Annotated in this window: 13 protein-coding genes; 5 read left to right on the forward strand and 8 right to left on the reverse strand. The window is 49.7% G+C overall.

The genetic code is table 11. The features are described 5' to 3' along the window. Positions 1–12 precede the first annotated feature (12 nt). From BN3003_RS04810 to BN3003_RS04820, 3 genes are all read left to right on the forward strand, one after another. On the forward strand, positions 13–363 hold the full coding sequence (locus BN3003_RS04810; protein ID WP_058305601.1) for a cupin domain-containing protein: 351 nt from the start codon (positions 13–15) through the stop codon (positions 361–363). An 11-nt stretch (positions 364–374) separates the two neighbouring features. After that, positions 375–731, forward strand: coding sequence for a RidA family protein (locus tag BN3003_RS04815; RefSeq protein WP_058305602.1), 357 nt, complete (start codon positions 375–377; stop codon positions 729–731). Positions 732–876: 145 nt separating this feature from the next. After that, positions 877–2,367 carry an FAD-dependent oxidoreductase gene (locus tag BN3003_RS04820; protein WP_058305603.1) on the forward strand — a complete coding sequence of 497 codons (1,491 nt, stop codon included), beginning with the start codon at positions 877–879 and terminating at the stop codon, positions 2,365–2,367. Positions 2,368–2,440: 73 nt separating this feature from the next. Here BN3003_RS04820 and BN3003_RS04825 read toward each other — a convergent pair whose 3' ends face one another. Further along, positions 2,441–3,511, reverse strand: a complete 1,071-nt coding sequence (locus tag BN3003_RS04825) for a GlxA family transcriptional regulator (protein ID WP_058355655.1) — start codon at positions 3,509–3,511, stop codon at positions 2,441–2,443. A gap of 425 nt (positions 3,512–3,936) precedes the next feature. Between BN3003_RS04825 and BN3003_RS04830 the strand changes: the two genes are divergently transcribed. Continuing rightward, positions 3,937–4,899: an NAD(P)-dependent oxidoreductase gene (locus BN3003_RS04830; protein ID WP_058305604.1), complete on the forward strand. Its 963-nt coding sequence runs from the start codon at positions 3,937–3,939 to the stop codon at positions 4,897–4,899. 25 nt (positions 4,900–4,924) lie between these two features. Beyond that, positions 4,925–5,692 carry a class II aldolase/adducin family protein gene (locus BN3003_RS04835; RefSeq protein ID WP_058305605.1) on the forward strand — a complete coding sequence of 256 codons (768 nt, stop codon included), beginning with the start codon at positions 4,925–4,927 and terminating at the stop codon, positions 5,690–5,692. A 411-nt stretch (positions 5,693–6,103) separates the two neighbouring features. Here the strand turns inward: BN3003_RS04835 and BN3003_RS04840 are convergent, their stop codons facing one another. The 7 genes from BN3003_RS04840 to BN3003_RS04870 all read right to left on the reverse strand — a co-directional run bounded on the left by BN3003_RS04840 (position 6,104) and on the right by BN3003_RS04870 (position 12,307). Continuing rightward, entirely contained in the window at positions 6,104–6,412 is a 309-nt protein-coding gene (locus BN3003_RS04840) for a DUF1330 domain-containing protein (protein WP_058305606.1), read from the reverse strand. 169 nt (positions 6,413–6,581) lie between these two features. Further along, positions 6,582–7,919: a purine-cytosine permease family protein gene (locus BN3003_RS04845; protein ID WP_234333025.1), complete on the reverse strand. Its 1,338-nt coding sequence runs from the start codon at positions 7,917–7,919 to the stop codon at positions 6,582–6,584. 83 nt (positions 7,920–8,002) lie between these two features. Next, positions 8,003–8,986, reverse strand: a complete 984-nt coding sequence (locus BN3003_RS04850; RefSeq protein WP_058305608.1) for a 5-oxoprolinase subunit C family protein — start codon at positions 8,984–8,986, stop codon at positions 8,003–8,005. Further along, positions 8,983–9,852 (reverse strand): 5-oxoprolinase subunit B family protein, encoded by an 870-nt coding sequence (locus BN3003_RS04855; RefSeq protein WP_058305609.1) that lies wholly within the window; start codon positions 9,850–9,852, stop codon positions 8,983–8,985. Before BN3003_RS04855 ends, BN3003_RS04850 begins: the two co-directional genes overlap by 4 nt. A 51-nt stretch (positions 9,853–9,903) precedes the next feature. Continuing rightward, positions 9,904–11,274 (reverse strand): acetyl-CoA carboxylase biotin carboxylase subunit, encoded by a 1,371-nt coding sequence (locus BN3003_RS04860; protein ID WP_407701089.1) that lies wholly within the window; start codon positions 11,272–11,274, stop codon positions 9,904–9,906. Between the two features lie 10 nt (positions 11,275–11,284). Beyond that, the gene (locus tag BN3003_RS04865; RefSeq protein ID WP_058355537.1) at positions 11,285–11,527 is read right to left on the reverse strand and encodes an acetyl-CoA carboxylase; all 243 of its coding nucleotides are present in this window, start codon (positions 11,525–11,527) and stop codon (positions 11,285–11,287) included. Between the two features lie 9 nt (positions 11,528–11,536). Further along, the gene (locus tag BN3003_RS04870; RefSeq protein WP_058355538.1) at positions 11,537–12,307 is read right to left on the reverse strand and encodes a 5-oxoprolinase subunit PxpA; all 771 of its coding nucleotides are present in this window, start codon (positions 12,305–12,307) and stop codon (positions 11,537–11,539) included. Between the last annotated feature and the right edge of the window lie 63 nt (positions 12,308–12,370).

Genomic DNA, 12,370 nt, shown 5'->3' on the forward strand with positions numbered 1-12,370 from the left:
AGAAAGCAGCCGATGAATCAGAATATTTTGGTATTGCAACAAACCGAGATGGCAGAGTTGGGCACAGCCCAAGCCGCCTTGTTGCCACTGGGCACACCCATCGCCCACTTCCGCACCGCCCAAGACCAAACCGCCACCGACAGTGGCACCAAAATTGGCATTTGGGAAAGCTCACCGGGGCAATTTCGCCGTGCGGTAGCAGAGCGCGAATTCAGCCACATCTTACAAGGTTGGTGTGTGTTCACGCCTGATGAAGGAGCAGCCATCACCTTACACGCCGGCGATGCGGTGTTTTTTCCAGCCCATACCCAAGGCGTGTGGGACATCAAAGCCGACTTTCGCAAAACCTATTGCATTTTTTAAAAGGCCAGCCCATGAGCGCGATTACCCGCTACCACAGCAACGACAGAATCAGCCAAATCATCATCAGTGACAAACGCATCGAAACCGCCGGCTTGGTGGCACAAGACGGCCATCACGACATCGGTGCACAAGCCCGCTGCGTGTTAAAGCAATTGGAAACCCTATTGCACACCGTCGGTGCCGATAAAAACCAACTCACGCGCATCCAAATTTGGCTGGCCGACATGGCCGATTTTGAGGCCATGAACCAAGTTTACGATGCCTGGCTCAGCGACAGCGCCAAACCCACCCGCGCCTGTGTCGGTGCACAATTGGCCAGCCCAGACTATTTGATTGAAATACAGGCCACGGCGTATTTGCCTGATTAAGGCTGAGAACTGGGTTTACAGGCCGCTTGCTGTGTTCATGCGGCCTGTAAACCGCCACCGATAACTTGCACACTGAGGACAGATTTGCAGTCCTCTGCCTCATCATCACAAGACCCTATCACTGCCCTTGTTGGAGAAGACACCCATGCCTCATTTGGACTTACACACACTGCACCAAAGCCAATTTGATGTGGTCATCATCGGCGCGGGCGCCGTCGGCTGCGCTGCTGCGCGCGAGATGGCTGGTCGGGGCTACAAAACGCTGTTGCTCGACCGCGCCGACATCGCCTCAGGCACCTCATCCCGTTCCAGCCGCATGCTGTATTCGGGTTTGGGCTATTTGGCGGTGCGTTATCCTTTATGGCAAATGCTGTTTCGCCCTTTGGATGTGTTGCAACGCCTGCGCTATACCGCCGCCATCATGCATTGCCGCGCCGAATTGGCCATAGACATGCCCAGTCATTTGACCAAACACCGCTTCCATTACCCGTTTCGCAGCCATGACCGTTACCCACCGTGGTTGGTAGACATGGGCTTTCGCGTGGTCGAAGCCTTGGGCAAATGGAAAATTCCTTTAAGCTATCGGCGTTTGTCAAAAGCACAGGCCGCCCACGAAAGCGCCTTGGTCAGCGGCCTGAATGCCGAAGTGAACAGCATCGGTGTGTTTGATGAGTATATGTATGCTTGGCCGGAGCGCATTTGCGTTGACACGGCCTTGGATGCGCAGCAACGCGGTGCCGTGATTCGCACCTATACTGAAGTCACCGGCATAGAGCGCTGCGGCCAACAATGGCAAGTGAGCGTGCAAGACAACACGCCCGAACACAGCGGCCAAGCCGTGATACAGGCCGCTTTGGTCATCAATGCCGCCGGGCCTTGGGTAGACCGAGTGGCCGGCGGTGGTGGCAGCGAGCAACGGGTCTTGGGAGTCAAAGGGGTGAACGTGATGATACGACTGCCCGATGCCTATAAAGGACACGGCTTGGAAGCGTTTTCCAGCAAGGGCGAGCCGTTTTACGTGTTCCCGTGGCGCGATTACCATTTCATCGGCCCAACCGAAACCGTGTTCAAAGACCATCCCGACACCGTACAAGTACAAGAACATGAGGTCGACTACATCTTGCAGGAAATGAATCTGCTGTTTCCCGATTTAAACCTCAGCCGCCAAGATGTGCATCACAGCTGGTGCGGCGTGCGCCCCACCTCGACCTTGGATGGGCAAACCACCCATTTGCCGGTGCGCGTCAGTGAGCAGGCGCACCGCCCCAATATTTTGACTTTAACTGGCTCGACCATCATGTTGCACCGCCACGCTGGACGCCTGTTGGCCAAAGCGGTGGAAGCACGCTTGGGTAAGCGCAAACCAGCGCCCAAAGGCTTGCTCAAGGGCACACAAATTCACTTGGATGACATCGAGCACATCATCGCCACCGAGCATGTGGTGCGTTTGGTGGATTTGATTCGCCGCCGTTTGCCCGATGGCCTCAATCCAGATTTGGGCAGAGACCGCGCCGAAGCCTTGTCGCACCAAGCCGCTAAGATATTGGCTTGGTCGGAACAGCGTCGTTTGAATGAATTAGCCTATTTTGAAGCCAATACCCAAAGCGTGTACCGCCAAACACCACCGGCGGCTTAAAGCCTTGTTAAGCCATACAAAAGCAGCCTGTAAACCATCGCATCGGGTTTACAGGCCGCTTATGAATCAATAATCAGATGCTTTTGATGATTTTGAGCATGTCGACACCATGGCGGCGTTTGCGATAGGCATACGGTGTTTCACCATATTGTTTCTTAAACCACAAAATAAAGTGCGAGGCATCAGAAAAGCCGCATTCATTGGCAATGGTGGTGACGTAAATATTGCTGTTGGACAACAGCTTGCGCGCGTGTTCTAGCCTGAGTTTGCGCCAATAATTGGCCGGCGCTTCGCCGGTGCTGGCAACAAAAGCACGGTGCAACTGTCTGGGACTGGTGCGCGCATACTCGGCCACTTGTTTTAAAGTCACATGCGCACTCAAATTGTCGCTCATGTAGGCAATGGCTTTCGATACCAGCGCATTTTCATAAATGTCTGGGCTTTCAAACACCGCCGCTTTGTGCGGATTGAACCAATTTTTTTCATTGTTAATCAGCAGGTATTCCAAGCCTTTTTGCGCGCGTACATCGCCGCAATGGTGGCGGATTAAATTGGCCGCCAAATCAATGGCAATGCCACCGGGACAGGTAAACACGCCTTTGTCTTCGGCATAACTCTTGTCCACCAAGGCGATGGCTTTGGGAAAGCGGCGCATGAATTCATCGCGAATGGCAAAGTGCACCGCACATTTGCGCCCATCCAAAATGCCGGCGTTGCCCAGCACAAACGACGACGAACACAGCGCAATCAGCGGAATCTTGGCCGCATGCACTTCTTTGACCACATGCAGCAATTGCTCGGATGGTTGGCGGGTTTCACTCAACAAACCACCGGCAAGCACCACATAGTCGTATTCGGTTTTCAAGCTGTGCAAATCAAAGGCTTTGGTCGGATTGATGGACAGACCGCAACTGGCCAAAATCGGCTCATCATTGATGGTAATCCAATCCCAGCGGCAATACAGTTGGTGGCTGCGGAACGATTGGTCGGCGGCAAAACGCAGCGACTCTACCAAGCCGGTGACCGGTGCCAAGGTAAATTTATCCATCAAAATAAACGCCACCCGCATATCGGGTTGAAACTCAGACAACACGTCTGCCGAAGGCAAGGGCTCATCGTAAGGACTGTCGAACAATTCAATCATGGTTATGACCACCTTCAATAGACTGTGTGCGCATTTCCAGTAGGCATATTGACCGTGCCCACCCAAATTCACACATAACTCATTAATATCAAAAACTTATCACAAACAATTTCATTACCCTAAGCACAATATAGGGCTTTACAGGCCGGCATAATAGGAGATTTAAGACTGAAGATAGCACATTTAAGCCAGACCACCCTGCTGTTGCCACATCCATCACTGCAAGGCCGCCCTTTGCTGTCTGAGCACGACTGACAAAACTACAATGGATTGTCCGTTTCTTACTATCGCCATAATTTATTCAGCTTAAAATCAAAGTCAGTGCTTGAACACACCGCTGTTGCACCTTCATAGCGTTTGGAACATGGCCACATACGGGTCTGAGTCTTAAGCGCCAACAACACCACACATCAAAAAGGTTTCGCATGAGTCACCACATCGTATTTCCTGATTTTGACGGTCTCAGCCCCAACGTGAACTTGCTGAAACTGCCTTTTGCGCACCAATGGACGCAATATGAGCACACGGAAGCAGAAGATACTGTAAGCCGCCTACAAGATGCAAGCATCATACTCACCTGTGGCACCGTGCCTTTGCAACGCCAACAGCTGCAACAACTGCCCAAATTGCAGATGATCTCCTTGGCCTTAACCGGCATGGACATGGTGGATTTGGATTATTGCCAAGAACATGGCATACGGGTCACCAACGTGCCTGATTATGCTGGCAATACCGTTGCCGAACACGCCTTGGCGATGATTTTCATGCTGATGCGCCAAACCGGCAGTTACCACCAATTGATGCAACGCGTCGCTACCGGTGCCGCCCCAGTGCAAAACGTGTATTTTGATTACCCAATCCGCGACGTGCGCGGCAAAAAACTCGGCATCATCGGCAACGGTGCCATCGCCACCCGTTTGGCCGAATTGGCGCGCAATGTCGGCATGGAGGTGTTTTATTTCGACCGCAATGGCAAATACACAGGCGCGGAATATTTGAGCTTAAACACCTTGTTACAACAATGCGATGTCATCGCCCCGTGTTGTCCGTTGACGCCCGAAACCACCAATATGATAGACCGCGCCGAAATTGCCCAAATGCAGCGCCATGCCTTGATTGTCAACATCGCCCGCGGTGGCATTGTCAATGAAGCGGCCTTAATTGATGCCATCTTGCAGCAACAATTGGGCGGTGCGGCTTTGGATGTGGTGCTGGACGAACCCATACAGCGAGACAATCCCATATTTCAGCTCATCCAACAGCCCAATTTCATCTTAAACCCGCATGTGGCATGGAGCAGCGAAGACGCGATGCAAGGCCTGATCAACCAAGCCATGCAAAACATCGCCGATTTTGTGAGCCAGCAACCCATGCAATCCGCTGTTTAATCCCATACCATCCCTAGGAGAAAACATGTTAGCCGCAGTGAATTTAAAAGAAACGGTATCCGCAGCAGAATGGCAAGCACGCTGTGATTTGGCCGCTTTGTACCGTTTGATAGCCCATTACCGCATGACCGACTTAATCGACACCCACATCAGCATACGCGTGCCCGATGAACCCAATCACTTTCTCATCAACCGCTACGGCGTGATGTTTGAGCACATGAAGGCCTCAGACTTGGTCAAAATCGACCACGATGGCCAGGTCGTCGCCGCTTATGACCAAGGCAAAAACGTCAATGTGGCAGGCTTTGTCATCCACTCGGCCATACACCATGCGCGTCCAGACATCCATTGCGTCATCCATACCCACACCGCCGACGGCATGGCCGTTTCCGCCCAAGCCCACGGCTTATTGCCCCTGACCCAACACGCATTGAAATTTTACCAATGCCTGTCTTACCACCAATACGAAGGCATCGCCTTGTCTTTGGATGAACGTGAGCGCTTGGTACAAGACTTGGGCAACACCAAAGCGATGATTTTGCGCAACCACGGCTTGCTCGCCGCCGGCAACAGTGTGGCCGATGCGTTTTACACCATTTACTTCTTGGAGCGGGCTTGCCAAGCCCAAATCAAAGCCACCTCTTCTGGCAGCGAATTGGTTTACCCTGATGCCGCAGTGTGTGAATTTACCGCCCAACAATTCCAAGCCGAAGAAACCCCACAGTATTTGCAAATGGTGTGGGACGCCGCCGTTTCTTTGATTGCCCACCAACAAAGCGATTACTGCTCTTAAACCTTGCTGTGTTCTAACGTACAAGCGGCCTGTAAAACATTTACAGGCCGCTTATTAGGATTGCTTAGCTTAGGAGTCAATTCATGTGTGGTTTAAGTTATTTCATCATGTGATTCAGCATGCACCTGCTTCTCGCTCTTGGCTTAAAGATGCGGTTCATCCATCGTGTCATTTTCTAAATTCGGTTTGACTGTACTTTACAGGCAGCATCTGTCTGACATTCGATGCATGCATTGCATACGTTCAATCTGCCCATTGAAGAACCTAACCTCACACTTTTCACTGCCCAATACCAGTGAATGCGGTTCATTTAAGGGTTACTTTTGCTAATAAGCGGCCTGTAAATGGCTTACAACAGGCCGCTATACCTTCTTGAGTTTTTGCCATCCACTGACACAGCACTGGTGTGAACTACGCGGCTTCTTCCATGCCCGCCACAATGGTGAATCTGCGCTGCATGGCTTGCAGCGCATGGCTTTTGGCCTGTTGGTATTCCGTGCTGTGATAGCAAGCAAGTGCGGTTTGGTAGCTGGGAAACGCCACCACAATGACCCGCGTCGCACCCTCACCTTCCACCACTTGCAATTCGTTGGTACACACTTGCATCTGCGCCTGAAAACGCTCGGCAATGCTGTCCCATGCAGCCGCATACGCCGCCATCGCCTGCTGATTGGTCACGGGCTGACATTCAATAATCCAATAGCCTTTTGCTGTAGCCATATTTTTCTCCCAGTTTAAGATGTTTGCCCTCATCTTAAACAGCGGTGCTTGCCCAGAATAGAATGGCTCGGACCATAGTTGACACACACAGGCAAACACCCACCCACATGCAAGCTAACGGAATTAAAAAATGCCCTTAATTCACTTAAGGGCATTCAACCGTCAGCCATTATGGCGTCACTAAGATTTGTTTCTTTCTGGGCATCAACATTAAATACATAGACGCTGCGACCACAAATGTGACTGTTGCGTACCAATTCACAAACTGGTCGCCCAAATTCATCAAGACACAACCCAAAATCGAGGCGCTCAGCCATGCAATCAAGCCGCTTTTATCGAATTTTGGTAACATTTCGGCTCTGATTTCTGGAATGTCGCCAAAAATTTCTTTGCGTCTGGGGTGCAAGATGTGGGTTAACGCAATCGCGACCCACGCCACCACAAAAATGCCTTGATAAGCCAAAGCCTGCAAGATATACGCAAACACATCCACCAACATCAGCAGGTAGACAATGATGCCCACGACCACTGCCCAAGCGATTTTACCTAAATGGATATTGAACACATCCTTAAAAAAGCTTTGCAAGTTGGTGGTGGCCAAAAAGTAATTGGCGGTATTGATACGGGTTTGGGTAATCCACACAAACACCAAACCGGCAACACCCATTAATTTCACCAAATCGAAAGCCACCGACACCTCTGATAAATCACCAGAATGCGGCATGGTACCCACCAGATAAATGCCCACCAAACCACTGAGCAAGAAGGCCAACAGATAAAATGGCACTCCAAAATTAAACAACACATGGTATTTCACGTCTTCTTTCTTGCCAAAACGGGCAAAGTCGAATGTGAACATCATCAATACCCAGATACCCATGTAATACACAGAGACATTCCACCAGCCGGTAGGAGATGGATTTTCAGGACCCATTCTGAGCCATGCATCGCTGTAGCCATAGGTGTTGGTGGCCAGTATCACCGCCACAATCAAACCTAAAATATAAAATGGCAGCAACACCCCATTAAACTTATCCAACCATGTTTGCACACTGCCAAAAATCAATGGCACGCTGTATAAGACCACCACCAAAGCTGCTACCGTATAGGAAACAGAGGGGTACATATGATTGAGCGTGACGGCAATGACCGAACCTTCAAAAATGGCATAATACGTTGCGGTGGCAAAAAAGATTAAGGTGGCCAGAGCCGCCCCTTTGGAACCGAACAAAACGCGTGAAAACAAACCCACAGACAAACCTGTTTCAATCGCATATTTGCTGATGATGCCATTGATGATGCCATAGGCCAATACCGTAATCACCAAGCCGATGATGGCATTGACGGTGCCATAGCTTTTGGCCATGGCGACACCCACCACGATGTAAAACATAGCACTACAGACGCCCCACCACGCCATGGTCAGAGACCCTTTATTGGCCCGGTCCTGTTCACTGACGATTTGGGTGGAAGCATCGCTTGTTTCATGCTCGTTGCTATTCTTCATTACACCTGCCATGACTTTCTCCTAAGTAGAATTTTTTTATCTCTTTTTTTGCGGGCGAACTACTCAATACTTAAAAATGGTATTTATGCTTGCGTAAAAAAGTCCTCCAATTGTTGCAATCGCTGCTGGTATTGGGCGCGAGCCAATAAAGCTTCGTCCATAGAAACCGCCTTGAACTTCATGACATAGTTGGGCTGTAACTGCCCAATGACATCCATATCGGCACTGATGACAGTCGCCACCATCGCATAACCACCACCAGACACCGCATCACGGTGCAAAATAATCGGTTCCACGCCAGCCGGAACTTGAATCGAACCTATCGGATATGGGGCATCGACGATATTAGAAGGGTCTGATCCGGCACCAAAAGGTGGCTCTCGGTCTATAAAAGTCAGCGCTTGACCACCTTTACAGCGATAACCGATGCGATCGGCCTCACTGGCCACCTTCCACTCATCAGCATAAAAACTGTCACGGCCTGTATCGCTTAAGCGGTGGTCATACAAACCTTTAATCACACGAATTTCTTGGTGTTTGTTCAAGGGTGCACGCAAATGCTCAGGCAACACACATTCATGCACTTTTGCATGAGCGTGTCCGAGTGGTAACACGTCCCCAGCTTCCAGCTTTTTGCCATTGAGCCCACCCAAACTGCCAAGACCATAAAATGAGCGACTGCCCAATACTTCAGGCACATCAATACCACCATCAAAAGCGATATAGGCTCTGGCTCCCAGCGTCATAAAACCCAAGGTCAAAACACCGCCAGCTGGCACGCGACAAGTGGCATTGGTTGGAATCTCTTCACCATTGACTTTGGCAACCAGTTGCGCGCCAGTAATGGCAATCACCGTGTCCGCGCTAAACTCCAATTCAGGCGCCATCAGTGTGCACTCTAAAACCGCCGCATGTTTGGGATTACCCACCAATAAATTGGCCGCGACAAACGAGTATTGATCCATGGCACCGGAAGGTGGGATGCCCAAATGGTAATAGCCTTGACGACCCTGATCTTGGATGGAAATGGCCAAACCCGGTTTGATGATTTTTACTGTGCGCTTCATGCTTGGGCTCCTATCAATTGTTGGTTATATTGATGTGGGTTCGCCAAGAACTCATGCAAATTGAAAACGATGTTTTTGACCGTGAGATCAAACGTTCCAGCCGCCACTTGTTCCATGGCAATATCGTACTCCTGACGGTTAATGGGCTTGAATTTCACCACATCACCCGGCCTGAAAAACACCATCATTTCTTTTAAATAAGGCAAGGTTTGTTCAGGGTCATAAATGGGTGCGGGAGTGACCCCAAACATTTGATAACCACCAGCGCCACGCACCGAATAAATGCAACTGAAACAGCCGCCATGGCCCAAAGTCAGCTTGGGGGTATCGGTGCGCGGACGCAGGTATTTGGGCACTTGCAATTGTTTGGCCTGCTCTACCATCTGAAACATAAACGGCAGACCCGCCACAAACCCCACCATGGATACAAACCATGGCGAGGCACTGTGGGCGGTAATGAAATCATCAATGCTTGGATAACCATTGATGCGGGCAGCGTATTCCAAATCTGTAGAACTAGGATCTTGATGCCTTTCTCTGAATTTGGCACCGGTTTCATTGGTCCAAGGGTCGTTGTAAAGCACCGGTATTTCAATCAATCTGGTTTCCAATACCATATTGTCGCTGGATAACTCCTGCTCCAACTGCTGCAATTTTGCGAGCATGGCATCGGGATGAATGACATCAGGATTGAACCTGATTTGGTAAGATGCGTTGGCAGGACAGATTTCTATCACCCCCGCAACGGCTTCTTCTTGTAAGCGTTTGGTAATGGCCATGCTGGTAAAGAACGACTGCAATGACATGGCTTCGCTGATTTCAACAAAGATGAATTCGTCCCCACCAAAGGTATAGCGTAAAGACATTATTTTCTCCTCCGAAATGCAAACATGGTTGTGCGAATTGATGGGGGGTATTTACAGTGAGGATGGGCTGGCTGAATATTGGTGATGTAGCCAATGCTCCAACCAATTGGTGTGAAACTGCGAAGCATGTACGTCGGCATCATCAACCAGCATTTGGTGCAACGGCAATGTGGTTTTCAGACCCTCAATTTCACACTCTGCCAACACCCGCTTCATGCGTTTGAGCGCATCAGCACGGGTGTTATCCCAAACAATGACTTTGGCCAACATGGAATCGTAAAATGGCGACACGCCATAACCTTCATACAGCATGGAATCAATGCGCACACCAGGACCTGTGGCCCAAGTCAATTTTTGGATGGTGCCGATATTGGGCTGGAAATTGTTTGCAGGGTCTTCTGCATTGATACGGCATTCAATCGCCGCGCCTTTGATGTGTATATCTTCTTGTTTGAGTTTCAGCTGGTCACCAAAGGCAATCAGCAACATCTCACGAATCAAATCCACACCGGTAATCATTTCGGTAATCGGGTGTTCCACTTGAATGCGTGTGTTCATTTCAATAAAGAAAAACTCACCGCTTCTGTCATCAAACAGGTATTCCATGGTACCCGCGCCTTTATAATTCACACTTTGCGCCAAGGCGACGGCAGACTCGCAGATTTTGCTGCGGGTGGCATCATCTAAAGCCGGTGATGGAGCTTCTTCCAAAATTTTTTGACGACGTCGTTGCAACGAGCATTCGCGGTCAAACAAATGCACCACCGACTCACCATCACCCAATACCTGAACTTCGATGTGTCTGGCTTGAGAAATGAAACGTTCCAGGTACATGGCATTGTCACCAAACGCACCCAAACCTTCACGCTGCGCAGCTTCAAATTCTTTAGCAAAATCCTCGGGATCTTCCACGATGCGTATGCCTTTGCCACCGCCACCGGCAGAAGCTTTAATCATCAATGGGAAACCAACTTCTTGCGCGGCCAATAAGGCAGTAGCCATGTCGGTTAACACGCCTTCACTGCCGGGTACGACTGGCACACCAGCAGCAATCGCAGTGGCTCTGGCCTGAGCTTTGTCACCCATCATGTCTATGGTATCGGCATCAGGTCCCACAAAAATCATGCCTGCAGCCTGTACTTGCCGCGCAAAGTGAGCGTTTTCAGCCAAAAAACCATAGCCTGGATGTATCGCATCCGCACGCACATCCAATGCGGCCTGTAAAATAACTGGGACATTCAAATAGCTCTTGGCCGCAGCTGCAGGCCCAATTTCCACACATTCATCTGCCAACATGGCCGCCAAACTGCTCTTGTCGGCGCTGCTGTGTGCCAATATCGTGGTCATACCCAATTCTTTGGCAGCACGGATAATGCGCACTGCAATTTCACCACGATTGGCAATCAATAATCGTTTCATCACACCCCTCCTCTTAAGCCTCAATCACGGCAACCACTTGCCCCGCATCCACTTCATCGCCATTTTGAATCTCAAGAGCCACCACCTTACCAGCCACTTCAGAGGTCAATTCATTGTATTGCTTCATCACCTCAATCAAACCGATGACCTGTCCCACACTCACGCTATCCCCCACTTGCACGAAATCTGGCTGGTCTGGTGCTGCTTTGCTGTAAAAAGTACCTGGTAATGGGCTGTATATTTCTACTGTAGACATGACTGCTCCTTATGATGCAAATTGATTTGCAATTGTTATGTTTTCTTGTTCCAACGAGATTTTCGTTGCACGAATAAGCTCCAAAGCGCGGGGAGTATCGCTGTGAATACACACGGAATCAAATTCAATGGGAATCCAATTACCTTGCACGGTTTTCACTCGCCCATTCACACACGCTTCCAATACTTTTTCTGCCACCGCTTGCGGCTCTAAGGCTTTTTGTTGACGGGTGAACACAATACTGCCCGAATCATCGTAGTGACGGTCACCATAAAACTCCCGAACCGCCTTCATGCCCAATGCTTGCGCTGCTTTGTAGGTTGCAGAAACATCCATGCAAAAAATCAGCAAATTGGGGTCAAGTTTCTGAACCACTTCCACAAACTGTTTTGAAAACTCCAAATCACTGGCCAAAGTCATGTACAAAGCACCGTGAGGTTTGACATGTTGTATGGGCAGGTCTTGGTATTTTGCAAATAAGGACAATGAACCCATTTGATAGACGATGTCGTTGATTAACTCTTGATGACTGGCATTGATGGTGCGCCGACCAAAGCCCACTAAATCACGGTAGCCTGGATGTGCACCTATGCCTACAGAATGCTCTTTGGCCAATTGCACTGTCTTGGCCATGATGTTGGGGTCTCCAGCATGAAATCCCGTTGCGATGTTGGCCGAGGAAATCAATTGAATGATTTCATCATCCGTGCCATCACCCGCCTTCCATGGGCCGAATCCTTCACCCATATCCGAGTTCAAATCTATGAATTGTTTAGACATATATTTTGATTTCTAATAAATCAAGGGAAATTCATGGTAGCTGAAATAAATATAAATAAAAAC

This window comes from Vitreoscilla massiliensis, assembly GCF_001457815.1.
GTDB lineage: Bacteria > Pseudomonadota > Gammaproteobacteria > Burkholderiales > Neisseriaceae > Vitreoscilla > Vitreoscilla massiliensis.

Bases quoted from the DNA above. Each gene is read 5' to 3' on its own strand.
- BN3003_RS04810 (WP_058305601.1), top strand. From the start codon at position 13: ATGAATCAGAATATTTTGGTATTGCAACAAACCGAGATGGCAGAGTTG.
- BN3003_RS04815 (WP_058305602.1), top strand. From the start codon at position 375: ATGAGCGCGATTACCCGCTACCACAGCAACGACAGAATCAGCCAAATC.
- BN3003_RS04820 (WP_058305603.1), top strand. From the start codon at position 877: ATGCCTCATTTGGACTTACACACACTGCACCAAAGCCAATTTGATGTG.
- BN3003_RS04825 (WP_058355655.1), bottom strand. From the start codon at position 3,511: ATGATTGAATTGTTCGACAGTCCTTACGATGAGCCCTTGCCTTCGGCA.
- BN3003_RS04830 (WP_058305604.1), top strand. From the start codon at position 3,937: ATGAGTCACCACATCGTATTTCCTGATTTTGACGGTCTCAGCCCCAAC.
- BN3003_RS04835 (WP_058305605.1), top strand. From the start codon at position 4,925: ATGTTAGCCGCAGTGAATTTAAAAGAAACGGTATCCGCAGCAGAATGG.
- BN3003_RS04840 (WP_058305606.1), bottom strand. From the start codon at position 6,412: ATGGCTACAGCAAAAGGCTATTGGATTATTGAATGTCAGCCCGTGACC.
- BN3003_RS04845 (WP_234333025.1), bottom strand. From the start codon at position 7,919: ATGAAGAATAGCAACGAGCATGAAACAAGCGATGCTTCCACCCAAATC.
- BN3003_RS04850 (WP_058305608.1), bottom strand. From the start codon at position 8,986: ATGAAGCGCACAGTAAAAATCATCAAACCGGGTTTGGCCATTTCCATC.
- BN3003_RS04855 (WP_058305609.1), bottom strand. From the start codon at position 9,852: ATGTCTTTACGCTATACCTTTGGTGGGGACGAATTCATCTTTGTTGAA.
- BN3003_RS04865 (WP_058355537.1), bottom strand. From the start codon at position 11,527: ATGTCTACAGTAGAAATATACAGCCCATTACCAGGTACTTTTTACAGC.
- BN3003_RS04870 (WP_058355538.1), bottom strand. From the start codon at position 12,307: ATGTCTAAACAATTCATAGATTTGAACTCGGATATGGGTGAAGGATTC.